The following is a 25279-nucleotide window of genomic DNA, read 5'->3' on the forward strand; positions in this document are numbered from 1 at the left end:
AGGTGGAGATTTGGCGCCGGCGCTGAGCCGGCCCAGAAGGTTAGGTTTGATGAACACCACATCCGCGTTCAACACAGCCGGCGCCCGGCCGCTGCAGTTCCCGATACCGGCCAATGTCTATGCCGAAACCGTGGTCTCGGTGAAGCATTATACCGACCGGCTGTTTTCGTTCCGCATCACCCGGCCGCAGTCGCTGCGCTTCCGCTCCGGCGAATTCGTCATGATCGGCCTGCCCAATGCCGAGAAGCCAGTGTTCCGCGCCTATTCGATCGCCAGCCCGTCCTGGGACGACGAACTCGAATTCTTCTCGATCAAGGTGCCGGACGGCCCGCTTACCTCGGAGCTGCAGAAAATCGGGATCGGCGATACAGTCATCATGCGGCAGAAGTCGACCGGCACGCTGGTGGTCGACGCGCTGACGCCGGCCAAGCGCCTGTTCATGATCTCGACCGGCACCGGCATTGCTCCCTTCGCCAGCCTGCTGCGCGATCCCGACACCTATGAGAAGTTCGAGCAGGTGGTGCTGACCCATACCTGCCGCGACAATGCCGAGCTCACCTACGGCCAGGAGCTGGTGACAGCGCTTGAGAAGGACCCGCTGATCGGCGAACTGACCGGCGGCCGCGTCACGCTGTATAATTCGACGACGCGCGAGACCTCCGTGCGCATGGGCCGCATCACCGCGCTGATCGGCTCGGGCAAATTCTACAGCGATCTCGGCATCGACAGGCTCGATCCCGAGACCGACCGCATCATGATCTGCGGCTCGATGCATATGCTCAAGGACGTCAAGGAACTGGCCGAAAGCCTCGGCTTCCAGGAAGGCTCGCTGCACCATCCGGCAAGCTTCGTCGTCGAGCGCGCCTTCGTCGGCTGAGACGCGGCAATTCAGCGTCCACTGGTTTGCGACCTGATTTTGATCATGCGGTCAAAAATCGGCTGCCTTGACTGCCTTTTTCCGCTATGACTGCTTGAAGGACTCGTGAAGCGCTGCTTCACGGTCTATCTTCGGCATAAGTCGCTGAACAAGGGGCAGGAGATGAGCAGCACAATCCGCGAAACCGATCTTGGCACGTCCAAGATCACGCCGCTGCCGGCGCGCGCCGCCGCCAATGCGCCGATGCCGCAAGCCCATGGCATTGCTCGCAATCCCGGCATGAGGCTCGATCTCGGCTTCATGGAATCGATGCGCGGCGTCAACCGCTCGGCGCTGGAACGCCGCGTCGCCAGCCTGACCAAAAGACGCTCGATCAAGGCCGATAACCAGGCGGCCTGGCTGCTGCGCGCCGTCGCCTGCATGGACCTGACGACGCTGAACTCGAACGACACGGAAGAGCGTGTGCGCAGGCTCTGTGCCAAGGCGGTCAACCCGTTCCGTCGCGACATCGTCGAGGGGCTGGGCATTACTGGTGAAAAGATCCGCCCGGCGGCGGTCTGCGTCTATCATCCCTTCGTCGCCACCGCCGTAGAAGCGCTGCGCGGCAGCGGCGTCCATGTCGCCGCCGTTTCGACCGCCTTCCCGCATGGCCTTGCACCGCTTTCGACGCGCCTGCAAGAGATCGAAGCATCGGTCCGCGACGGCGCCGACGAGATCGACGTCGTCATCCCGCGCGGCCTGGTATTCGCGGCGAAATGGCAGGAGCTCTATAACGAGATCGTCTCGATGCGCGCCGCTTGCGGCGAGGCGCATCTGAAGGTGATCCTCGGTACCGGCGACCTCGCCACGCTGCGCAACGTCATGCTCGCCTCGATGGTGGCGATGATGGCGGGTGCAGATTTCATCAAGACCTCGACCGGCAAGGAAAGCGTCAACGCGACGCTGCCGGTCGGCCTTGCCATGGTGCGCGCTATCCGCGCCTATTTCGAGGAAACCGGCTATCTCATCGGCTTCAAGCCGGCCGGTGGCATTTCCACGGCAAAAGCCTCGCTCGATTGGCTGGTGCTGATGAAAGAAGAACTGGGCCGGCCGTGGCTGGAGCCGGAGCTGTTCCGTTTCGGAGCATCGAGCCTTTTGACCGATATCGAGCGCCAGCTCGAGCATCATCTGACCGGCCACTACTCGGCCAATCATCGCCACGCGATGGCGTGATTCGGAGCACTTCATGAACATCCTCGAACGCTATCACGCCATGGAATACGGCCCGGCGCCGGAGGCGCGCAACGAGGCCGATGCGTGGCTTGCCGCGCGGGATTTCGGCAAAGCGCTGTTCATCGGCGGCGACTGGAAGGCAGCCAGCGGAGGCAAAACCTTCGACACCAGCGATCCGTCCTCGGGAAAGCTGCTGGCCAAGGTGTCGGATGCCGGTGCCGCCGATATCGACGCGGCGGTTGCGGCGGCCACAAAAGCGCTGCCGAAATGGAGCGCCAGCACCGGATATCAACGCGCCAAAGTGCTCTACGCCATCGGCCGCGCCATGCAGCGCCACCAACGGCTGTTCGCGGTGCTGGAATCGATCGACAATGGCAAGCCTATCCGCGAAAGCCGCGACATCGACGTGCCGCTGGCGATCCGCCACTTCATCCATCATGCCGGCTGGGCGCAGGCGCTGGACAGGGATTTTCCCTACCACAAGGGCGTCGGCGTCGTCGGCCAGATCATCCCGTGGAACTTCCCGCTCTTGATGCTCGCCTGGAAGATCGCGCCGGCGCTCGCTGCGGGCTGCACCGTGGTGCTCAAACCCGCGGAATTCACGCCGCTCACCGCGATCCTGTTTGCCGAGATCTGCGGACGCGCCGGCGTGCCGAAGGGCGTCGTCAACATCGTCCAGGGCGGGCCGGAGGCGGGCGCGACCATCGTCAACCATCCCGGCGTCCAGAAGATTGCCTTCACCGGTTCGTCCGAGGTCGGCAAGATCATCCGCAAGGCCACTGCCGGCTCGGGCAAAAAACTCTCGCTGGAGCTTGGCGGCAAGTCGGCATTCGTCGTTTTCGAGGATGCCGACCTCGACAGCGCCGTCGAGGGTCTGGTCGACGGCATCTGGTTCAACCAGGGCCAGGTGTGCTGTGCCGGCTCGCGCCTTCTGGTGCAAGAAGGCATCGCCGACGCCTTCGTCGCCAAGGTCAAGACGCGGATGAGCCGGCTGCGCGTCGGCAGTCCGCTCGACAAGAACACCGATATCGGCCCGCTGGTCGATTTGACTCAGCTCGATCGCGTCAAGGGCCTGATCGCCGAAGGCGCCAAGCAGGGCGCGATCTGCTGGCAGCCGGACTCGGCACTGCCCGCCGCGGGCTATTACCATCTGCCAACGCTGGCGACAGGTGTTTCGCCGGCTAACATCCTGGCACAGGAAGAGGTGTTCGGGCCGGTGCTCGCCACCATGACCTTCCGCAACACCGAGGAAGCGATCGAGCTCGCCAACAACACACGCTATGGCCTGGCCGCTTCGGTGTGGAGTGAGAACATCAATCTTGCCCTGCACGTCGCGCCGCAATTGAAGGCCGGCGTCGTCTGGGTCAACGGCACCAATATGTTCGACGCCTCCTGCGGCTTCGGCGGCTACCGCGAGAGCGGCTTTGGCCGTGAAGGCGGGCGCGAGGGCATGTTCGAATATCTCTCGGCAAAACTGCCGCTCGGCCCGATCATCAAACCGGCAACGTCTTCGGCCCAACCTGTCGAGCAGGCGGAAGGTGGCGCCATCGACCGCACGGCAAAGCTGTTCATCGGCGGCAAGCAGGTCCGGCCGGACGGCAATTATTCCTTCGCCATCGCCAGCGCCAAGGGCAAGCTTGCCGGCGAGATCGGTCTCGGCAACCGCAAGGATATCCGTGACGCCGTCGCGGCCGCGCGCGCCTGCAAGGCCTGGCCGGAGGCGACCGCCTACAACCGCAGCCAGGTGCTCTATTACCTGGGCGAAAACCTTTCCGGCCGCGCAGACGAGTTTGCCGCCCGTTTGACCCAGCTCACCGGCGCGACCGCCAAGGCGGCGCGTGACGAGGTCGAACTGTCGATCGAGCGCCTTTTCCTCTATGCCGGCTTGGCCGACAAATTCGAGGCCCGCGTCCACCAGCCGCCGGCCCGCGCCGTCACATTGGCGCTGCACGAGCCAGTCGGCGTCGTCGGCATCATCGCGCCGGACAATGCGCCTCTGCTTGGCCTGATCTCGCTGGTGGCGCCGGCGCTTGCCATGGGCAACACCGTAGTCGCAGTGCCATCCGAAAAATACCCGCTGCTTGCCACCGACCTCTACCAGGTCATCGAATATTCCGACGTTCCCGCAGGCGCCATCAATATCGTTACCGGCCGTAGCGCCGAGCTTGCCGGCGTATTGGCCAAGCATGACGATGTCGACGGGCTCTGGGTGTTCGCCGATGCCGAGACTTGCGCCAAGGCCGAGGCCGAGTCCATCGGCAATCTCAAACGCGTCTGGACCGGCAACGGCCACAGCCTCGACTGGCCCTCGAACGAAGCAGCCGGCGATGCCTTGCTGCGCCGTGCGATCGAGGTCAAGAACGTCTGGGTGCCCTACGGCGACTGAGTGTCCCGGAGGGACGTCCGGGCTTGACGGGCCAACAAATGTTCTTTACCGAGAAAAAACATTTGGTTGGCAGGGCGAATATCGAAACAGGCGGGATGGTACTGCCCGGCTGGCACATTGCGCCCCGGCCTTGTGCCGGTAAAAAGCCGAACGATCACAGACGGGCGAGGAGAGAAGCATGGCGGATCTGACAGGCAAGATCGTTGTCGTCACGGCGGCGGCGCAAGGCATCGGCCGGGCAAGTGCGCTGGCTTTCGCCAAGGCCGGCGCCGTCGTCCATGCCACCGACATTAACGAGGTGGTGCTCGCCGACCTCGGCAAGACGCCCGGTATCAAGACCCGCAAGCTCGACGTGCTGAACGACGAGGCGGTGAACGCCGCGTTTGCCGAGATCGGCGCCGTCGACGTGCTGTTCAACTGCGCCGGCTTCGTCCATTCCGGCTCGATCCTCGAGATGAAGGACGGCGACCTCGACTTTGCCTATGATCTCAATGTCCGCTCAATGATCCGCACCATCCGCGCCGTGCTGCCCGGCATGCTGGAGCGCGGCGACGGCTCGATCATCAACATGGCGTCGCTGGCCAGTTCGACCAAGGGCGTGCCGAACCGCTTCGTCTATGGCCTAACCAAGGCAGCCGTCATCGGCCTGACCAAGTCGGTCGCCGCCGACTATGTCGGCAAGGGCATACGCTGCAATGCGATCTGTCCGGGCACGGTCGAAAGCCCGTCGCTGCAGGACCGCATGCATGCGCAGGGCGACTACGAAGCAGCTCGCGCCGCCTTCATCGCGCGCCAGCCGATGGGCCGCCTCGGCACGCCCGAGGAAATCGCAGATCTCGCCGTCTATCTGGCCGGCGCCACCTATACGTCGGGGCAGGCTTATAATATCGACGGTGGCTGGTCGATCTAAGAGGCCATTTGAAAACCCTACTCCGCCGGGCGCCTGACGCGGCTTTCTGCGCTTCCGGTGCTCACGTACTTTAAGTACGCTCCGCTCCGGTTCTCGAAACCCACGCCATTCGCCGCAGCGGAGCGAGTTTGCAAACGGCCTCTGGTCGCAACTGGGAGAAAACTGCATGAAACTGCTGCGCTATGGCGAGGCGGGGAGCGAACGCCCCGGCCTGCTCGATGCGGATGGAACGATCCGCGACCTCTCCGCCCATGTCACCGACATTGCCGGCAAGACGCTCGATCCGGCATCGCTCGAGACATTGTCGAAGCTCGATCCGAAAACGCTACCGGCGGTTTCCGGCAAGCCACGCATCGGCGCCTGCGTCGCCGGCACCGGCAAATTCATCTGCATCGGTCTCAACTATTCCGACCATGCTGCCGAAACCGGCGCCACCGTGCCGCCGGAGCCGATCATCTTCATGAAGGCAAGCTCGGCTATTGTCGGGCCGAACGACGACGTGCTGATCCCGCGCGGCTCGGTGAAGACCGACTGGGAGGTCGAGCTCGGCGTGGTGATCGGCAAGACTGCGAAGTATGTCACCGAGGCCGAGGCGCTGGATTATGTCGCCGGCTATTGCGTCGCGCACGACGTCTCCGAGCGCGCCTTCCAGGCCGAGCGCCAGGGCCAGTGGACCAAGGGCAAGTCCTGCGACACGTTCGGGCCGATCGGCCCGTGGCTGGTGACCAAGGACGAGATCAAGGACCCGCAGAACATCCCGATGTGGCTGACGGTCAACGGCAAGACCATGCAGAACGGCTCGACCAAGACCATGGTCTTCGGCGTCGCTTATCTCGTCTCCTATCTCAGCCAGTTCATGTCGCTGCACCCGGGCGACATCATCTCTACCGGCACGCCGCCCGGCGTCGGCCTCGGCATGAAGCCGCCGGTCTTCCTGAAGCCCGGCGACGTGGTCGAGCTCGGTATCGAAGGGCTGGGCATCCAGAAGCAGACGTTCAAGGCGGATTTGTAGGCGCTCTTCCTTCTCCCCTTGGGGGAGAAGGTGGATCGGCGCGCAGCGCCGAGACGGATGAGGGGTGCTGCAAGAAAACGAGGCGTGAAAACATCAGGGGATTTTAGGCACTTACGCCTTCAGCGTAGCGATCCGTCCAACACCCCTCATCCGACCGAGCTTCGCTCGGCCACCTTCTCCCACAAGGGGAGAAGGGGAGTCGGCACCTGCGCTATTTCAGCACCTTCCCATCGGCCCCAAACCGGTATGTCTTTGCCGGATCCGGCGTCGCGTAGAGCGTGGCACCCGGTTCGGCGTTATAGACGCCGAAGATGCGCACTGTGATCAAACCGGCCTTCTGGCAGTCGAGATAGAGATTGGTGTCGGCGCCAAGATGCTCGGCATGGACAACCGTGCCTTTCCAGGCACCGGATTTGGGATCGACGGTCAGGTGCTCGGGACGGACACCGATGGTCTTGGCCGTCTCGCCAAGCCTGGCGCCGTCGACGAAGTTCATCTTCGGTGAGCCGATGAAGCCGGCGACGAATTCATTTGCCGGCGAATTGTAAAGCTCCATCGGTCCGCCGATCTGCTCGATCTTTCCCGCGTTCAGCACGACGATCTTGTCGGCCAGTGTCATCGCCTCGACCTGGTCGTGGGTGACATAGATCATCGTGGCCTTCAGCCGGCGATGCAATTGCGCGATCTCCAGCCTGGTGTTGACGCGCAGTGCGGCGTCGAGGTTCGACAGCGGCTCGTCGAACAGAAAAAGCTTGGGCTCGCGCACCACGGCGCGGCCGATGGCGACGCGCTGGCGCTGACCGCCGGAAAGCTCGGCCGGCCGCCTCGAGAGGTAGGGCTCCAGCGACAGCATCGAGGAAGCGATGCCGATGCGGCGGTCGATCTCGGCCGCCGGCGTGCCCGCCTGCTTGAGGCCGAGGCCCATGTTGTTCTTCACCGTCAGATGCGGATAGAGCGCATAGGTCTGGAACACCATGGCGATACCGCGCTTGGCCGGCGGGGTGGCGGAGACGTCCGCACCGTCGATGACCACGCGGCCCGAGGTTGAGTCCTCCAGCCCGGCAATGACCCTGAGCAGCGTCGACTTTCCGCAGCCGGATGGACCGACGAAGACGACGAACTCGCCATCCGTCACCTCGAGGTTGATGCCCTTCAGCACCTCGACCGGCCCGAAGGCCTTTTTGACATTCTCGATATTCAGCGAGCCCACGGCGTCGTCCCTGTTCTAGAGTTTCACGGCGAGGCCGCTGCGCACGCTCTCGTCTGCGGCAAGGCAGACGGCGAGCGACTTCACCGCGTCGTCCATGTGACGGGTCAAGTCCAGATCCTCGCGGACCGCCTTCAGCACAAACGCCTGTTCCAGGTCGCAGAGGTCCTGATGGCCGGGCTCGCCTTGCATCGACAGCATTTCGTCCGGTTTGGCGAATTTGCCGTCGGCTCCGGTCGCCGCGCTGTGCAGGCGGATGGTCGAGGTCTTGGTGTGGGTGTCGATGTCGTCGGACCTGACACCCTCCTTCATGACGATCGACACGCAGCCATTGGGCGAGATCACGTCTTTCACGAAGAAAGCCGTCTCCGAAATCATCGGCCCCCAGCCGGCCTCGTACCAGCCGACCGAACCGTCGTCGAACAGCACCTGCAGATGACCGTAATTGTACATCGACGGCGCGATCTCGTCGCTCAGCCTCAGTCCCATGCCGCGCACCTCGACTGGTCTGGCGTCGGTGATCTGCAGCATCACGTCGAGATAATGCACGCCGCAATCGACGATCGGCGACGTCGTCTGCATCAGCTGCTTGTGCGTCTCCCAGGTATGTCCGGAGGATTGCTGGTTGAGGTTCATGCGGAACACGTAAGGGCCGCCGAGCTTGCGCGCCTCGGCAATCAGCCTGATCCAGGACGGATGGTGGCGCAGGATATAGCCGATCACCAGTTTTTTGCCGTTGGCCTTGGCGGCCGCGACGACGCGCTCTGCATCTGCGACGGTGGTTGCCAGCGGCTTTTCGAGGAAGACGTGGCAGCCGGCCTCGAACGCCTTGACGGCATAGTCAGCATGGCTGTCGGAATAGGTGGCGATGCAGGCGACATCGGGCTTTTCGTCGCGTAGCGCCTCGTCGAAGGAACGCCGGATGGCGTAGGTCGAAAGCCCTTCCGGCAGCGGCACATCGGAGCGGTTGACCAGCGCGGCGATCTGGAATCCCGGATTGGTGTGATACGCCAACGCATGGCTGCGCCCCATATTGCCGAGCCCGGCGACGACAACGCGAAGGGGTTTTTGCGAATTCACTTGACCGCTCCCGAAGTGATGCCGCGGATCAGCTGCCGCGAGAAGATGACGTAGAGGATCAGCACCGGCATGATCGCCAGCGACAGTGCCGCCAGGATGGCATTCCAGTTGGTGACGAACTGGCCGAGGAACAGTTGCGCGCCGAGCGTCACCGTCTTGGTTTCCTCCGACGGCGCCAGGATCAGCGGGAACCACAGATCGTTCCAGATCGGGATCATGGTGAAGACGGCGACCGTCGCCATAGATGGCCTGACCAGCGGCAACACCAGGCGGAAGAAGATGGTGTATTCCGATAGTCCGTCGATGCGGCCGGCGTTCTTCAGGTCGTCGGAGACCTGCTTCATGAATTCCGACAGGATGAAGACGGCAAGCGGCAGGCCCTGCGCCGTATAGACCAGGATCAGCGCCGTCAGCGTGTTGACCAGCCCGCTCGCCACCATCAATTGCAGGATGGCGACGGTGGCAAGGCGGATCGGGATCATGATGCCGAGCGCCAGATAGAGCCCCATCAGCGAATTGCCGCGGAAGCGGTATTCCGACAGCGAGAAAGCCGCCATGGCGCCGAACAAAAGCACGAAGAACAGCGAGGCGACGGTGACGACAAGGCTGTTCTGGAAATAGTGGATGAAATCGCCCTGGCCGATCACCGTCGTGTAGCCGATCAGGTCGAAGGTCCCTGGCGTCGGCGGCGTCAGCGGCGCGCCGAAAATCCCTGCGCGCGATTTGAACGAATTCATGATCACGAGGATCACCGGAAACAGCGCGATCGCCGTGTAGGTCAGAAGGATCGCATGCGCGCCAATGGTGCGGGGCAGCGAGCGGGTTGCGGTGCTCATGGTCGCGCTCCCCTAAAACTGGTAGCGACGCAAGCGCGTCTGTACGAGGAACAGATAGACGCAGACGCCGCCGAGGATGATCAGGAACATCATCGTGGCGATCGCCGCGCCCATGTTGGGATCGCCGACCTGCAGCTGGAAACCGAAGAAGGCGCGGTAGAGGAAGGTGCCGAGAATATCCGTTGAATAATTCGGCCCGGCCAGCGCGCCTTGCGCGGTGTAGATCAGGTCGAAAGCGTTGAAGTTGCCGACGAAGGTCAGGATCGAGATGATGCCGATCGACGGCAGGATGAGCGGCAGCTTGATCTTCCAGAACTGCGCCATCCCAGTGATGCCGTCGCATTCGGCCGCTTCGATCACCTCTTCGGGAATGGACAGCAGTGCCGCATAGATCAGCATCATCGGGATGCCGACGAACTGCCACACCGAGATCAGGCTGAGCGCGGTCAGCGCATATTGCGCCTTGCCGAGCCAGGGCGTGAACAGGCTTTTCAGGCCGACAAGGTCCATCATATGCGGCGCCACGCCCCATAGCGGCGACAGGATCAGCTTCCAGGCGAAGCCGACGATGACGAAAGACAGGATCGTCGGCACGAAGATCGCCGTGCGGTAGAAGGCGGAAAACCGTAGCCTGGGGCTGGACAGAAGGGCGGCCAAAAGGACGCCGATCGGGTTCTGCACCAGCATATGGATGATGAAGAACCAGACATTGTTCCTGAGCGCGTTCCAGAAATTGACCGACCAGTTGGGATCACCGAACAGCATGCGGAAATTTTCCAGTCCGACGAAGACCTGCGACTGGTTGATGTTGCGGAACAGCGACAGCTGCAGCGTGCCGGCCAGCGGCAGGATCATGATCGCCGTATAGACCAGCAGCGCCGGCGCCAGGAAAACGCCGATATGCCAACGGAACGGTCTTTTCGGTGCTGCGGCCATGCGTTCGGTCCCCGCCGATCAGGTCTTGCTATTGCCGCCAAAGGGCGCGGCGCCTCCCTCCCCCTCGAGGGGAGGGTGCCTCGCAAAGCGAGGCGGGTGGGGTCGGCAGAGGCAGCGCGCCATCGTCGTTCGACCGTGCTTTCGAGCAGCGATCAAGCCGCAGCCTGCCTCGACCGACCCCCTCTGTCGCCTTCGGCGACATCTCCCCCTCGAGGGGGGAGACAACGCTTCGCCGCGCTTTACTTCGCCGGCTTGTACCAGCTGTCGAGGCCGTCCTGCAGCTTCTTGGCGGCAGCTTCCGGCGTGTCGGTGCCGTTGATGACGTTGGCCGATTCAACCCACGTCTCGTTTTCGAGGTTCGGCGTGCCGCGCGACAGGATCTGGTAGGTCGAGCGGATCGTCGACTTGCACTTGCCGCGCCAGGAGACGAATTCCTGGGCCAGCGGGTCTTCCATCTTCACCGGGGTGTTGTTCAGGCTGAAGAAGCCCGGCAGCGCGTTGGCGTAGATGGTGGCGAAATCCGGCGAGGCCACCCAGGACAGGAAGGTCTTGGCCGCATCCGCGTTCTTCGAGGCCGCATTGAGGCCCATGCCGATGTCGGTGTGGTCGGAGATGTAGCAGGTGTCGCCGGCCTTCTGCACCGGCGGCGGGAAGGCGCCCATCTTGAACTGCGCCTGCGTGTTGAACAGGCCGATCTCCCACGAGCCGGCCGGGTAGATGGCGGCGCGACCGAGCGTGAACAGGTTCTGGCTGTCCGGATAGGTCTGCGCCTCGAAGCCGTCGCCGAGGTAGTCCTTCCACTTGGCCAGTTCCTTGAAGGGCTCGACCCACTGCGGATCGGTCAGCTTCTGCTCGCCCTTGATCAGCGCCAGGCGGCCTTCCTCGCCCTTCCAGTAGTTGGGGCCGATGTTCTGGTAGCCCATGGTCGCCGCTTCCCAGAGGTCCTTGGTGCCCATCGCCATCGGGATGTAAGTGCCGTCGGCCTTGATCTTGTCGAGCGCGGCGAAGAATTCGTCGCGCGTCTCCGGCACCTTGATGCCGAGCTTGTCGAAGGCGTCCTTGTTGTAGATGAAGCCATGGATGACGGAGGCCATCGGCACGCAGAAACTCGACTTGCCGTCGTCGGTCTGCCAGGCGGCCTTGGCGACGTCGGAGAAGTTCTCCATGCCGGGCAGGGTCGAGATGTCGGCAAGGTTGCCCTTCTTGAAGAGTTCCAGCGACTTGTCGAACGGGCGGCAGGTGATCAGGTCGCCGGCCGAGCCGGCGGCGAGCTTGGCGCCGAGGGCGGCGTCATATTCGGTCGGCGCCGACGGCGCGAACACCACCTTGATGCCCGGGTTCTTGGCTTCGAAGGCCGGGATCAGCTTGTCCTTCCAGATGGCAAGGTCGTCGCCGCGCCAGCTTTCGATGTTGAGCGTTACGTCGTCGGCATAAGCCACCCCGGCGGAGCCGAGAATGCTGGTGCCGAGAAGAAGTGCCGTCAGTAGCTTCGTTGTCATGCTCAGTCTCCCTGTTGACCTTTTTCAGGTTCGGTTTTGATGAGAACAGAGGCATTGCGCCCCTTGCTCCCCTCGATCGCGGAAAGGGCCGGCCGCAGCTTGTGGCCAGTCCCTTCCAATATCTTCTCGGCTGCATCGGCGCTGGCGGCGCCGGCGGCGAGCAGAATAGCGGTCTTGACGACGCCGCCGCTCCTTTCGAGCAGGCGCGCCGCCTCGTCCTTGTCGCGCCCGCTGACGGCGGCGACGATGCGTGCGGCGCGGTCGCGCAGCTTGATGTTGTCGGCCATGAGGTTGACCATGTAGCCGTCATGGACATGGCCGAGATGGATGGCGGCGAGCGTCGACAGCATGTTGAGCGCGATCTTCTGGGCGGTGCCTGCGCCCATGCGCGTTGAGCCGGCAATCAGCTCCGGCGGCGTTTCGAGCATGATGGCGATGTCGGCCAGCCGCAACAGCGGCGCATCCCTGTTGTTGGCGATGGCAATGGTCGCCGCACCGCGGCGCCTGGCGTCCTCGATCGCCCTGACTGCATAAGGTGTCGAGCCGCTGGCCGAGACGGCGATCAGGCAGTCGCCCTTGCCGATGCGGGCGGCGGCAACTGCTGCCGAAGCTTCCTCGGTGTCGTCCTCCGGCCCGCCGGCCAGTGTCTTGAAGGCCTCGTCGCCGCCGGCGATCAGGATGGCGATGCGGTCGCGTTGGATGCCGAAAGTGCCCGGCAGCTCAAGCGCGTCGGCCAGTGCCATCAGGCCCGAACTGCCGGCAGCCGCATAGGCGAGCTTGCCGCCGCTTTTCAGTCTGCTTGCGATGATTTCGGCTGCCGCGGCAATGGCAGGAATGGCGCCGTGCACGGCCTTGGCGGCCTCGATCTGTGCGTTGGCCAAAGAGGAAAGGACGGCTTCCGGGGCCTGGATATCCAGTCCCTCGGCATTCTGGTGAAGCGCTTCGGTGCGCGTTTCGGCCATCCGCTTTCCTCCAATCGAGAAAACCATACCAAAAAAATACCACTTGTCCACACGCATTAATGAAATCCTTGCGGCAGTGCAGGCTTGCGAACGAAATTGGCTGATTTTCCAACAAACTACGCCTTAACTTTTTTGAAACGGAAATTAATCCTTGGCTATTGGTATTTTATTGGTATTATCCGCCCGGAGGAGAAATCGCGTGAAATTCGTGCTCGGCATCGATGGCGGCGGCACCAGCTGCAGGGCGGCTCTTGCAACGGCCGACGGCATCGTCCTCGGCCGCGCCAAAAGCGGTGCCGCCAACATCCGAACCGATCTCACCGGCGCCAGGACGAACATCGTCGACGCAGCGCAGCAGGCCTTTGTCGCCGCGGGCAGGGATCCCGCACTGATCCCGCAAACTCCGGCCGTTCTCGGTCTTGCCGGCGCCAATGTCGGCACCTACCGGCAGCAGCTCGAAGCGATCCTGCCGTTTCGCATCAGCCGTGTCGAGACCGACGCCGAGATCGCGCTGGAAGGCGCGGTTGGCTCCGGCGACGGCGCCATGGCCATCCTCGGCACGGGCACCGCCTATATGGCACGCAAACAAGGCAAGTCGCGCGCCATCGGCGGCTGGGGGTTCCAGGTCGGCGACCAGGGCAGCGGCGCCCGTATCGGCCGCGACCTGCTCGAGCAGACGCTGCTCGCCTATGACGGCATCCGCCAGGGATCACCGCTGACGGAGACCATGCTCGCCATCTTCCGCAACAATCCCGAGGATCTGGTCGAATTCACCACCAACGCCAAGCCCGGCGATTTCGGCGGCTTCGCGCCCAAGGTGTTCGAACATGCCGAAAAAGGCGACGTCGTCGCTATCTGGATCCTCGACAAGGCGGTCGCCGATGTCGAAGCAGCGCTTGGCGTGCTCGACCTGGGCGGCGGCGATCCGCTCTGCCTGCTCGGCGGGTTGGCGCCGCTTTACGCGCCGCGCCTGTCGGCCCGCTACCGGGCGCTGCTGAAACCGCCGCTGGACGACGCGCTGGGCGGCGCGGTTCAGATGGCGGCTCGGATTTTCGCAAACACGGCGGAGGCAGCTCGATGAGTGAGGCCGCCGACCAGATATTCGCGGCGCTGAAACAATCGTCGCAGAGTGGCGCGCCGCTTTATCTGCAGCTCAGGAAGAGTATCGAGGATGCCGTCAAACGCGGGCTGATCGGACCTGGCGATGCGCTGCCTTCCGAGCGCGACATCGCTAGCAAGGCCGACATTTCGCGCGTCACCGTGCGCAAGGCGGTGCAGGACCTGGTCAAGGGCGGCATCCTCGTCCAGCGCCATGGTTCCGGTACCTTCGTTGCGCCACGTATGGAGCGCGTCGAGCAGTCGCTGTCGATGCTGACCTCGTTTACCGAGGACATGGCACGGCGCGGCATGGCGGTGCGTTCGGCTTGGCTCGACCGCGGCCTCTATCCGCCGTCGCCCGACGAGATGATGGTGCTCGGCCTGGCGTCGAACGAATTGGTGGCGCGCGTGGCGCGCCTTCGTATCGCCAACGACACGCCGCTGGCGATCGAGCGCGCCTCGCTATCGACAAGCGTGCTGCCCGATCCGGCGGCGATTGGTTCGTCGCTCTACGCCGCGTTGGAAAAGACCGGCAACAGGCCGGTGCGGGCGGTGCAGCGCATTTCCGCCACCAATCTCGGCGATAGCGACGCACAGCTGCTGGAAGTACCGCCGGGCATTGCCGGCCTGCACATCGAGCGTATCTCCTATCTGGCGAGCGGCAAGGTGATCGAGTTTACCCGCTCCATCTACAGGGGCGACGCCTATGATTTTGTCGCCGAACTCCGGCTGAGCGGGCCGGGCGAAGAGGGCCGGCCATGACCGCGACAACGACCCATATGCGGCGCGAGATCGAGGAGATCCCGGAGGCCACCGCCCGTCTGCTCGATGGCTCGGCCGCGGTGCTGACGGAAGCTGGACGCGGCATTCGCGAGCGCGACCCGAATTTCGTCGTCACCGTGGCGCGCGGCTCGTCCGACCATGCCGCGACCTTCATGAAATATGCCGTGGAGTTGACCGCCGGGCTGGCGGTTGCATCGGTCGGCCCGTCGATCGCCTCGATCTATGGCGCCAAGCTGAAGCTGGGCGGCTCGGCCTGCCTGGCGATCTCGCAGTCCGGCAAGAGCCCGGACATCGTTGCAATGGCGCAAGCGGCGAGGACCGGCGGTTCGCTGACCGTCGCCATCACCAACACCGCCGATTCGCCGCTGGCGCGGGCTTCGGACTACGCGATCGACATCCTGGCCGGACCGGAGCGCAGCGTCGCGGCGACGAAGACCTTCGTCAATTCAGCCGTCGCAGGACTCGCCTTGATGGCGCATTGCACCGGCGACGAGAAACTCCTGGTGGCGCTCGCGCGCTTGCCGGAGCATTTTCGCAAGGCGATCGCCTGCGACTGGATGGCGCTGGCCGGGGCGCTGGAGACGCAAAAGTCGCTGTTCATTCTCGGCCGCGGCCCGTCGGCGGCGATCGCCAACGAGGCGGCGCTGAAATTCAAGGAAACCTGCGCCATGCATGCGGAAGCCTATAGTGCCGCCGAGGTCATGCACGGCCCGCTGGCGCTGGTCGGTCCCGGTTTCCCGGTGCTGGCGCTGGCTGCTCGCGATGCGTCCGAGCCATCGGTGGCCGATGCCGCCGACAGCCTGGCCGGCAAGGGCGCTGCCGTCTTTGTGACGTCGAACAAGGCAAAGAGCGCTCAGCGCCTGCCGCATGTCGCAACCGGTCATCCGCTGACCGACCCGCTGACGCTGATCGTGTCGTTCTATGGTTTCGTCGAGGCTTTTGCCCGCCATCGCGGCCTCGACCCCGACACGCCGCCCAATCTGCGCAAGGTAACGGAAACCCTATGAGCGACCGTTTTGCCCTGACTGGCGCCCGGATTTTCGATGGCGAGGACTGGCACGACAATGCGGCGCTTGTCGTGCGCGACGGCCTCGTCGAGGCCATTGTTGCCGCCGGTGCCATTCCATCCGATGTTGCGCGTATCGAGACCGGCGGCGGCATGCTGGCGCCTGGCTTCGTCGATCTGCAGGTCAATGGCGGCGGCGGCGTCATGCTCAACGACCATCCGGACGTCGCCTCGATCGAGACCATCTGCCGGGCGCACGCACCCTTCGGCACGGCGGCGCTGTTGCCGACGCTGATCACCGACACGTCCGAGATCATCGCCGCGGCGGCTGCGGCCGGAGCCGAGGCGGCACGGAGGAAGGTGCCGGGGTTCCTGGGCCTGCACCTCGAAGGGCCGCATCTGTCGATCGCCCGCAAGGGCGCACATGACCCGGCTTTGATCCGGCCGATGCTAGACTCCGACCAGACGATGCTGATCGCCGCACGGAAAGACCTGCCCGTGCTGCTGACGACGGTGGCGCCCGAATCCGTCGAGGCCAGCCAGGTGTCGGCGCTTAGCAAGGCCGGCATTGTCGTCAGCATCGGCCATTCCGATACCGGCTATGCCACGGCTCGCGCCTTTGCCGAGGCCGGCGCAACGGTGGTCACCCATCTGTTCAATGCGATGAGCCAGATCGGCAATCGCGAGCCGGGGCTGGCGGGCGCCGCAATCGATACAGGCACATTCTATGCCGGCATCATCGCCGACGGTATCCATGTCGATCCGGCCACCATGGCCATCGCCTTGCGCGCCAAGCAGGGGCCGGGCAAGATCCTGCTCGTTACCGATGCCATGGCGACGATCGGCACCGACATGACCTCGTTCACGCTGAACGGCCGCACCATCCACCGCAAGGATGGCAGGCTGACACTTGCCGACGGCACGTTGGCGGGCGCGGACCTCGACATGATTTCCGCAGTGCGCTTCATGCACCGCGTCGTCGGCCTCGACCTCGACGAAACCTTGCGCATGGCCTCGCTCTATCCGGCGCAGGCGATCGGCCAGTCGCACCGGCTCGGGCGCTTCGCCAACGGTACCGCGGCCAACATCGTTTCGCTGTCGGACGATCTGGACATTAAAAGCGTCTGGATCGATGGTGCCAGGGTTTTTGCAGGCAGCCCTGCTCGTTAGGGTTAGCCGGCTTTGGACGTATAGAGGTCCTTGTAGGCTTCGCGCAGCAGGTTCTTCTGCACCTTGCCCATCGTGTTGCGCGGCAGTTCGTCGACGAAGATCACCCGTTTCGGATGCTTGTACCTGGCGAGGTGCCCGGCGATGGCCTCGACGATCCCTGCGGCGCTGATGGTCGAGCCCGGCGCCCTCACCACGACAGCGGTGACGCCTTCGCCGAAATCCGGATGGGCAACGCCGATGACAGCGCTTTCGGCGACGCCAGGCAGCGCGTCGATCTCGCTCTCGACTTCCTTTGGATAGATATTGTAGCCCCCGGAAATGATCAGGTCCTTGCCGCGGCCGACGATGTGGACATAGCCGTCAGCATCGATCAGTCCGAGATCGCCGGTGATGAAGAAACCGTCGTCACGGAACTCCGCTTTGGTCTTTTCCGGCATGCGCCAGTAGCCGCAAAAGACATTGGGACCCCTCACCTCGATCATGCCGACATCGCCCTGGCAAGTGTTTCGCCGCTCTCGGGGTCGGTGATGCGCAGGGAGACGCCGGGCAGGGGAAACCCGACCGTGCCGGCACGCCGCTCGCCATCATAAGGATTCGACGTGTTCATGTTGGTCTCGGTCATGCCGTAGCGCTCGAGGATGGCGTGGCCGGTGCGCTCTCGCCAGGCTCTGTGCGTCTCGGCCAAAAGCGGCGCCGAGCCGGAAATGAACAGGCGGATGTTTTTCGCCGCTTGCCGGTTCAAACCGTCCTGCTGCAGCAGGCGGACGTAGAATGTCGGCACGCCCATCAGCACGGTGGCGCGCGGCAGCAGCGAGACGATGCGGGCCGGGTCGAATTTGGTTTCGAACAGCATCGAGGCGCCGGCCATCAGGACGACATTGGTGGCGACGAAAAGGCCATGCGTATGGAAAACCGGCAGCGCGTGAATCAGCACGTCTGCGGCAGTGAAGCGCCAGAGGTCGACCAGCACCCGCGCATTGGAGGCGAGGTTTTCGTGGCTGAGCATGGCGCCTTTCGAACGGCCGGTGGTGCCGGATGTGTAGAGGATCGCAGCAAGGTCGTCCGGTCCGCGCGCCACGTCGTGGAAGTCCATGGCCGCCTCAGAGGCCCGATCGGTCAACGAACCCTCGCCCTTGCTGCCGAGTGTCGCGACCGCAGCGCCCGAGGTCTGCGCCAAAGCGCCGATCTCGGTCACTCGCGCCGGGTCGCAGACGATCAGTCGCGGCTCGGCATCCCTGAAGAAATAGTCGAGCTCGGTCAGCGTATAGGCGGTGTTGAGCGGCAGGAAGATCGCGCCGGCACGCAGACAGGCGAGATAGAGGAAAATGGCCTCCGGGCTCTTCTCGACCTGAACGGCGACGCGGTCGCCGGCTTCGACGCCCAGCTGCGACAGCACATGTGCCAGTTGAGCGGAGCGCGCCAGCATTTCGCCATAGCTGATCGAGCGCCCGTCCTCTGCCTCCATCAACAGGCGTCCGGGCGTGGGCATCCGGGCACGGAAAGCATCGAACAGATGGTTGCTCAAAAGTCCCCCCGAGCGGCTGTCTCCGGCCGAACGGCGGCGGTCAGCCGGCCGCCTTGTCCGCCGCTGCCCTGATTGCCTCGATGTTTGCCCGATAGGCTGCGACGCTGCCGCCCTTGAAAATGGCCGCACCGGCGACCAGCACGCTGGCGCCGGCGGCGGTGACCAGGGGCGCAGTTTCCGGCGAAATGCCGCCGTCGATCTCGATCCGGATCGGCCTGTCACCGATCAGCGCCTTCACCCGCTTCACCTTGTCTACGATCGCCGGAATGAAGGCCTGGCCGCCGAAGCCCGGATTGACCGTCATGATCAGGATAAGATCGAGCCGGTCGAGCACGTATTCGATCATCGTCTCCGGTGTCGCGGGGTTGAGTGACACGCCGGCCTTCTTGCCAAGGTTTTTGACCGTTTGCAGCGACCGGTCGAGATGTGGCCCGGCTTCGGCGTGCACCGTGATGCCGTCGCACCCGGCCTCAGCGAAGGCGGCCAGATAGGGGTCGGCGGGGGCGATCATCAGATGGCAGTCGAAGAAAGCCTTGGTGCGGTTGCGGATCGCCTTGATCACCGGCGGCCCGAAGGTGATGTTGGGGACGAAATGCCCGTCCATGACGTCGAGATGGATCCAGTCGGCGCCGGCGGCCGCCACCGCCTCGACCTCGTCGCCGAGCTTCGAGAAATCGGAAGCCAGCACCGATGGCGCGATCAGGGTTTTTTTGCTCATGACGCGGTCTCCCCGAACGCCTCGGTTTACGGCCCCTCTGTATCGCCTGCCTAGACCATGAGTCGAGTCCGGAAAGTGGAAGCCGGTTTGTCCTTCCGCTGATGCCACGGCTTCAGGTTTTCGCTGCTCTTTCATCTGCCAGCCAAAGAAAAACCCGCCGGATCGCTCCGGCGGGGTTTTCTTGATCGAATGATCACCGTTTTGAAGTTCGCGTGCGATCCTATTGTTCGAGCTGCGGCTTGCGCCTTGGCAGCTGCTGAAGAACATCTGGATTCAGCAGCAGGCTCGGTTTGCGGATCGGCTGGCACTGGCCATTAATCGGCCGCGCGCCCGGTGCGCACTCCAGCCGCGGTTTGCGGCAGGCGCCGTCGCGCAGCTCTGTCCCACGCGGGCAGACGCAGACGCCACGCTTGTTGTGGATCTGACCAGGTATCGAGCACTCCACCACAACAGGCTTCTTGCGCCTGCAGGCATTGCCTTGCACTTCCGTGCCTTTCGGGCAGACGCAATCGCCTCCGGCGTCGTGGATCTGCCCGCGGATGGTGCACTGCTCCGGCTTCGGCTGGATTGGCCGGCAGGCATTGCCCCTGACTTCCATACCCCGCGGGCAGACGCAATCGCCAGCGGCGTTATGGATCTGGCCCCGAATGGTGCACTGCTCGGGTTTCGGCTGGATTGGCCGGCAGGCATTGCCTTTGACTTCGGTGCCCCGCGGGCAGACGCAATCGCCGGCAGCGTCGTGGATCTGGCCACGGATGGTGCACTGCTCGGGCTGCGGCTTGCTGCCCACGCAAGCGCCGTTCTCCAGCTCGGTTCCGCGCGGACAGACGCAGCGTCCGTCTTCGGTACGGATCTGGCCTTTGAGCAGAACGCAAGGTTTTGGCTTCGGCACGATGACTGTGCCGCCCCCGGACGAGCATTGGCCATTGCGGAAGGTCGTGCCGGGCGGGCAGACGCAGTTGCCGGCGTCGTTCATGACGAAGCCTTGCGAGCATTCCTTCTTCACCTCATTCCTGATGGTGAAGGGATGGCAGGCATAGGCCTTGCCGCGATCGCCCTGCACGTCGGCCGCACCGCGGGACAGCACGTCGCCACCGCCTTGCACCGGCGTGTTCGGAGACAGCACGCCGACGCAGTTCTGGCCGTTGACAATGCCCTGCAGATTGGCCAGACGGCCGTCGTCGGGAATAGTCACGGTCACTGTGTGCACGTGGCTTTCCCCGGCGCCGAGCGTGAGTTGGGCGATGCAGGACAGAGGCAAGATTGCCGGCTCCGGCAAGCAGCCGAAGGGCGGATCGATCGAGGTGATCGCAACGCCTTCCAGCCGGCCGAGGCCTTCGACGCCGATCGCATCGCCGAGGCGAACCGGACCGGAGAAGGCGCTCGCGCCATCGTTCGTGATGGCGATCTCGAACGAGCAGGGCTGGCCGGGCTTGCACTCGGCATCACCGGTCTTCTCGACGCGGATGGTCGAGGCGCCGCTGCCCTTGGCGCAGGCCTGGCCGATCGGATAGACGATGTCGTCTCCCGGAGCCGGGCCGTAGGAGCCGCGTGCGCAGTTCTCGAATTCGCCGTTCGCGGCAACCGTCACGTCGAAATGGCGGCTGGTTCCAGGCGTCATGACGGCGCCGGGAATCTGGCACGACAGCGCATTGGCCGGAACCGGTCCGCAAGCCCATTCCGCGCCGTCTGGGGTGACGGTCTGGATCTGGACCGGCGCTCCGCCGGCTATCAGCGTCGCGGCATCGTTGACCCGTACCGGACCGGTCGGGGCAGTGGTGCCGAGACTGATGACGGTAATGCGGCAGGAAACGACCGCAGCACCGGCCAGCGAACCATTGCAAACCTTGGTGATGCGCAGGGCCGGCTGGCCGGCATTCGGATGACGGATGCGTTCCTTGGCGCAGGCCCTGTTGTTGGTGATGTCGTTCTCACCGGGAATAGCTTTCACCTCGGCGCAGTTCTCGACACTGTCGGGCCGGTAGTTGGCCGGCATCACCGCCCTGACGAAGATCGGCGTCGAGGCGCCAGGCAACAGCACGATGCCGGCATTGTCGCAGCGGAACTGGCCGGGGCCGTTCGGTCCGCATGTCCATGGCGGCGTCGGGCCGAAGGTCGAGGATGCCGGCACGCCGCCCGGATAGGTATCGACGACCGTCAGCGGCCCATTATAGGGGACGCTGCCATTGTTGATTATGTCGACCACGAAGGTGCAGACGCCATCGGCCGAACAGAATTCGGTGCGGGCGCGCTTCTTCAGGATCAGGTCGACCTTCTTCTCCACCGGCGGCCGGCAGTTGCGGTCACGATCGCCACGCCGGCAGACCGGGATCGAAGCACAGCCGCGATCGTTTTGCTGGCTGCCGAAAAGCGGCTTGCCGCTGGCGCCGTAATTGTAAGTGGCGCAGTTGCGCAAGGCGCTGCCTCGCCAGCCTGCGGCCGGCTTGAAGCCGAGCTTGAGGTCGACAGAGGCACCCGGATTGAGCGTGGTCACCGGATGAGTGCAAATCATCGGGGTGGTTCCAGGCGCGCAGACCCAAGGCGGGTTCGCCCCTGAATCGAGGGTGGAGCCAGCCGGCAGGGTGACTTCGTTGAGCACGATCTTGCCGTGGTAGGGTGCATCGCCGACATTGGTGACCCTGATGGTGAAGTCGCAGCCGCCACCCACCGTGCAACGTTGCACGTCGGCGCGCTTTTCGACTTTCAGATCCGGTTCCTTGTCCTTCGGTGGGCAGCGCTGATCACGCGGGATGACGATATCGACAGTCTGCGTACAGCACAGGCCCCACCCCTCCCTCGGGCCGGCATAGGTTTCGACACCGGTGACGATGATGTGGATGACGTCGCCGGGTGAAGCGCCGACGATCTTCCAATTGAGCACACCGCCGCCCGCCGGCACCAATTGCGTGTCGGGAATGATGGTGATGCCGGGTGTCGTCGTCGAAAGCTGCACCCATTTGCCAGCCATCTCCGGGCCGACCGGCATGTGGTAGATGAAGGCGCCGCCGCCGGGCACGCAATCGACCGTGCCGCGCTCCACCTTGAAGCATTCCTTGCCGGGAGGTGGAGGCGGCGGGTTGCACCTGGTGACGTCGATCTTGATCGACGCCTTTGCACCCGTGAGATAATTGCCGTCGTCCGGCTTGCCCGGATCCTGCGACAGGATTTCGATGCCGGCGCCGCGTTCGCGGCTGACCTTGACCACGCCCTGGTTGTGAACGGTCGTCGGCGACGGAAACGCCGCATGGTCAATCTTGGCGGTGATCTGGAACGTGACGACGCGCTCGTTCGCAGCGCCGATGCCGTCGAGATCGCTGGCGGAAATCCGGAAATCGGGTACCGTCGCGGTATCGTCCGGTGTAGCCGAACTGCTGATCGCAGCAGCGGGCAGCGGTCCGCCGGACGCATCGGTGCCGTCGCCGGTCACATGCACGCCGACGATGCGCAGGCCGTGCGGGAGCTGGTCCCTGAAATCGAGCCTGACCTTTTTCAGCATGGCGGCGAGGTCCGGGCTGGCAAAATCCTGCGGATTGCCGCGCAAGCCAAAGCTCAGCGAGTATACGACATAGTCGCAGCCTCTCTGGGTGCCTTTCTTGGTGAAGAAGGGCACGATCCGGCCCGGCTCCGGATTGACGATGCGAGGATTGTCGAAATCGAGCCTGGGATCTGGAACGGCAGTGTAGATGCCCGCATCGGCAGGCTTGGTCTTGGCCGGAGCAAGGTCTTCAGCGAAGCCTTGCAGCGGACTCAGCATGGCGACCGCGATACCGGCCGCCATCAGCCAGCGCACACCGCGCCTGGCGAGTGACAGGGGTTTCACGATGGTCTCCATGACGAATGATTGTTTGCCGGTTGACTGGCTGCTTGTCGCAGGCGGGAAAAATGCGAGATTGCTCATCTTCCCCTCCTCACGGTTCGCAGCTGACGGCTGGGGTTCTGAGCGGCAAGGTCATCTTGCAGCAAGGATAGTAGCCACCCTTGTCGCTATCGGACTGCCTGTAGAAGCAGAGCCCGACATCGACCGTATCGCCAGGGTAATGGCCGGTGATGCCGATCGTGTATGGCGCGCCGGGCGCATGCGACAGAGGTGAAGTCACCCCAACGCCAGGCGTCCTGGACAGAGCCTTGATCGAATCGCCGCCAAAGCCGGCATGGTCATGGAGATAGAGATCGGCCTCGAGGCCGGAGGGTGTGCAGAAATACCTGACATCCTCGACATCGAGGCAAGGAGGCAGATTGCCGGGGGGCGGAAAGTCCGGCGGATAGAACGGCGGCAGATAGCCGCCCGGCACCTGCTCGTAATAGCCGGCACGGCCCTCGCAGGGGCGCCAGACCTCGACGTCGCCGACATGGCCTTCGACTTCCGGGTCTTCGAAATAATTGTCGAAGTCGACGAACCACGAGCCGAAAGGCGGCATGTTGGCCGGCTTGGCCAGTGCCGTCGGCGTGATTTGCACGCCGTGCACGGCGAGCGGCCCGCCGGCTGCGAGTTGTTCGGCAAGCTCCGGGTTGTCGCGCAACTTGTCGCCGGTATCGACCAGCGTGTCAGTGCAGACGCCGATATCGAGATTGCCTTCGGCATCGTAGCCATATTGCAGGTCGAGGCCGCCGGCCGACTGTCGGTTGTCTTGCGGGAAGCCGACCGCATATTCCTGCGGCACTTCCACCCAGGCCGATTCCGTCGCCGGATCGTCCGTATTTTCGCGCCAGTAGCGGATGACCTCACCCTTGCCGGAATCGGCGAACTGGCTGTAGTCGTAGCGGTTCTCCACCGGGCCGCGCTGGGCCAGGTACATGAAGCCTTCGTTGTCGAAGGCGATGTCGGTGACCGCGTAATCCTTGTCGGCCTTGACCGTCAGTTCCCAGCGCGGGTCGCCGGCGAAACTGCCGTCGCCGGCAACGCCCACCGACCAGATCTCCGCCTTATCACCGACCGAATAATAGAGCCGGCCGCCACGATAGGCGACCGACCAGACGCGGCGCTCGTCCTGCGTGTAGCCCCAGCTGTCGGGGTCCTCGCTGTCGAAGGCAGCACCCTGGATGTCAATCACCGAGCCGTCGTCGGCAAGGGCGGCAAGCCCGTGCGCCGGGCGGCCGGCTATGCCGTGGTCGAACGTGTCGAGCAGCGCGCCATTGGCGTCGATGCGGTGGATGAGGCCGGTATCGAGATCGCTGGCGAAGAACTGGCGGTGGATATTGTCGAAAGTGACGTCGCCGATGCCGGGACCGCTATTGGCGTCGATATCGGCGAATTTCGAGACGGCGCCGGTGATGCCGTCGATCTTCCAGATCGTTCCGGGGCCGCCGCCGTTTTCGGTGCCGAACTGGCCGTCCATGAAGACAGCGTCAGCCGTCCCGCGGCGCTGCCGCTCCGGCCGGCCGTCGGCGTCGCCGTCTGGCGTGACTATGCGGATGCCGTGCAGCGACGTGGCGCCGGCATAGAGGTTTGGAATGGCCGATGGAACGCCGTCGCGCACGCCGTCGTCGTAGGTGATGCCGAACACCTGGCCGATTTGCCCGGCCGTGACCTCGAACGGTGGCGGGGTGAAGACCAATTGGCCAGACGCCGGCCCGCCCAGCCTTGAGACGTCGAAGATGCGCAAGGTCGCGCGCGCCGTGTCGATGAAGGTTTCGTCGACGGGATCGGCGCCCGGCGGCAGGCCTTCCTCGAAATTGGGAATGATGGTGCCGGAGAATCCGGTCACTGCCATCGAGCCGGGATAGATGATCTGGGTTTCCTGAGCCTGGGCCGAGCCACCGAGCCAGAGCCCAGCGGCGAGCGCCAGGATCGACAATCCGCTGGCAGCCTGGATGGCGCGGCGCAAACGGCCCGCACGAGAGCGCACGAACGCGCCGTGGTCGCAAGACATGGATCTCCCCCCACAGGTCATGGGAGAAACATCGGGTCCCGGCGCGCAAATCAGGGCAAGGCGCGGCGTTCCGGCACGTTCATCCCTGATCGAATTGTCTGCTTTCCTCAACGTCACGATACGCCTGCGTCCGCGCAGGGTCAACGGAACCGGCGAAAAGCCGAGCGCATCGACCCGGTCCCGAAGGCGATG

General features: G+C 64.1%; 18 protein-coding genes and 1 pseudogene. 9 read left to right on the forward strand and 10 right to left on the reverse strand.

Going from position 1 to position 25279, the window contains the following annotated elements; translation table 11 throughout:
* The first annotated feature begins 49 nt into the window (after positions 1-49).
* From NKH93_RS20025 to NKH93_RS20045, 5 genes are all read left to right on the forward strand, one after another.
* Positions 50-877, forward strand: a complete 828-nt coding sequence (locus NKH93_RS20025) for a ferredoxin--NADP reductase (protein ID WP_352971560.1) — start codon at positions 50-52, stop codon at positions 875-877.
* 162 nt (positions 878-1039) lie between these two features.
* Positions 1040-2089, forward strand: a complete 1050-nt coding sequence (deoC, locus tag NKH93_RS20030; RefSeq protein ID WP_352473098.1) for a deoxyribose-phosphate aldolase — start codon at positions 1040-1042, stop codon at positions 2087-2089.
* A gap of 13 nt (positions 2090-2102) precedes the next feature.
* Positions 2103-4475, forward strand: coding sequence for an aldehyde dehydrogenase family protein (locus NKH93_RS20035; RefSeq protein ID WP_352971562.1), 2373 nt, complete (start codon positions 2103-2105; stop codon positions 4473-4475).
* Positions 4476-4653: 178 nt separating this feature from the next.
* Positions 4654-5385 carry an SDR family oxidoreductase gene (locus NKH93_RS20040; RefSeq protein ID WP_254815741.1) on the forward strand — a complete coding sequence of 244 codons (732 nt, stop codon included), beginning with the start codon at positions 4654-4656 and terminating at the stop codon, positions 5383-5385.
* A gap of 166 nt (positions 5386-5551) precedes the next feature.
* Entirely contained in the window at positions 5552-6397 is an 846-nt protein-coding gene (locus NKH93_RS20045) for a fumarylacetoacetate hydrolase family protein (RefSeq protein ID WP_023677125.1), read from the forward strand.
* Positions 6398-6608: 211 nt separating this feature from the next.
* On the opposite strand, the gene NKH93_RS20050 is transcribed toward NKH93_RS20045, so the two are convergent.
* From NKH93_RS20050 to NKH93_RS20075, 6 genes are all read right to left on the reverse strand, one after another.
* Positions 6609-7607 carry an ABC transporter ATP-binding protein gene (locus tag NKH93_RS20050; RefSeq protein ID WP_352971564.1) on the reverse strand — a complete coding sequence of 333 codons (999 nt, stop codon included), beginning with the start codon at positions 7605-7607 and terminating at the stop codon, positions 6609-6611.
* Positions 7608-7622: 15 nt separating this feature from the next.
* On the reverse strand, positions 7623-8684 hold the full coding sequence (locus tag NKH93_RS20055; protein WP_352971567.1) for a Gfo/Idh/MocA family protein: 1062 nt from the start codon (positions 8682-8684) through the stop codon (positions 7623-7625).
* On the reverse strand, positions 8681-9520 hold the full coding sequence (locus NKH93_RS20060; protein ID WP_352449604.1) for a carbohydrate ABC transporter permease: 840 nt from the start codon (positions 9518-9520) through the stop codon (positions 8681-8683). Before NKH93_RS20060 ends, NKH93_RS20055 begins: the two co-directional genes overlap by 4 nt.
* Before the next feature lie 12 nt (positions 9521-9532).
* Complete coding sequence (locus NKH93_RS20065; RefSeq protein WP_023718922.1) at positions 9533-10456, reverse strand: carbohydrate ABC transporter permease; 924 nt, start codon at positions 10454-10456, stop codon at positions 9533-9535.
* 239 nt (positions 10457-10695) lie between these two features.
* Positions 10696-11955, reverse strand: coding sequence for an ABC transporter substrate-binding protein (locus NKH93_RS20070; protein ID WP_352449606.1), 1260 nt, complete (start codon positions 11953-11955; stop codon positions 10696-10698).
* Positions 11956-11957: 2 nt separating this feature from the next.
* Positions 11958-12917 carry an N-acetylmuramic acid 6-phosphate etherase gene (locus NKH93_RS20075; RefSeq protein ID WP_352771461.1) on the reverse strand — a complete coding sequence of 320 codons (960 nt, stop codon included), beginning with the start codon at positions 12915-12917 and terminating at the stop codon, positions 11958-11960.
* A gap of 199 nt (positions 12918-13116) precedes the next feature.
* Here NKH93_RS20075 and NKH93_RS20080 point away from each other — a divergent pair, with 199 nt between their 5' ends.
* Genes NKH93_RS20080 through nagA form a run of 4 tightly spaced genes read left to right on the forward strand, consistent with a single transcriptional unit; the run spans position 13117 to position 16974 of the window.
* Positions 13117-13998, forward strand: coding sequence for a glucosamine kinase nucleotide-binding domain-containing protein (locus NKH93_RS20080; RefSeq protein ID WP_352771460.1), 882 nt, complete (start codon positions 13117-13119; stop codon positions 13996-13998).
* The gene (locus NKH93_RS20085) at positions 13995-14777 is read left to right on the forward strand and encodes a GntR family transcriptional regulator (protein WP_352472800.1); all 783 of its coding nucleotides are present in this window, start codon (positions 13995-13997) and stop codon (positions 14775-14777) included. The genes NKH93_RS20080 and NKH93_RS20085 overlap by 4 nt, the downstream gene beginning before the upstream one ends.
* Entirely contained in the window at positions 14774-15805 is a 1032-nt protein-coding gene (locus NKH93_RS20090) for an SIS domain-containing protein (RefSeq protein ID WP_352614239.1), read from the forward strand. The genes NKH93_RS20085 and NKH93_RS20090 overlap by 4 nt, the downstream gene beginning before the upstream one ends.
* A complete protein-coding gene (nagA, locus tag NKH93_RS20095) occupies positions 15802-16974 on the forward strand; it encodes an N-acetylglucosamine-6-phosphate deacetylase (RefSeq protein WP_352971572.1) in 1173 nt (390 codons plus the stop codon). The genes NKH93_RS20090 and nagA overlap by 4 nt, the downstream gene beginning before the upstream one ends.
* 2 nt (positions 16975-16976) lie before the next feature.
* On the opposite strand, the pseudogene NKH93_RS20100 reads toward nagA, so the two are convergent.
* From NKH93_RS20100 to NKH93_RS20115, 4 genes and pseudogenes are all read right to left on the reverse strand, one after another.
* Positions 16977-18499, reverse strand: a pseudogene (locus NKH93_RS20100) (malonate--CoA ligase).
* Positions 18500-18539: 40 nt separating this feature from the next.
* Positions 18540-19217, reverse strand: coding sequence for a ribulose-phosphate 3-epimerase (rpe, locus tag NKH93_RS20105; RefSeq protein ID WP_352472804.1), 678 nt, complete (start codon positions 19215-19217; stop codon positions 18540-18542).
* 220 nt (positions 19218-19437) lie between these two features.
* Positions 19438-23115 (reverse strand): DUF7929 domain-containing protein, encoded by a 3678-nt coding sequence (locus NKH93_RS20110; RefSeq protein ID WP_352971574.1) that lies wholly within the window; start codon positions 23113-23115, stop codon positions 19438-19440.
* Between the two features lie 10 nt (positions 23116-23125).
* Positions 23126-25087 (reverse strand): hypothetical protein, encoded by a 1962-nt coding sequence (locus NKH93_RS20115; RefSeq protein WP_352971577.1) that lies wholly within the window; start codon positions 25085-25087, stop codon positions 23126-23128.
* Between the last annotated feature and the right edge of the window lie 192 nt (positions 25088-25279).

It is taken from the genome of Mesorhizobium sp. M0954 (genome assembly GCF_040319155.1).
Taxonomy (GTDB): domain Bacteria; phylum Pseudomonadota; class Alphaproteobacteria; order Rhizobiales; family Rhizobiaceae; genus Mesorhizobium.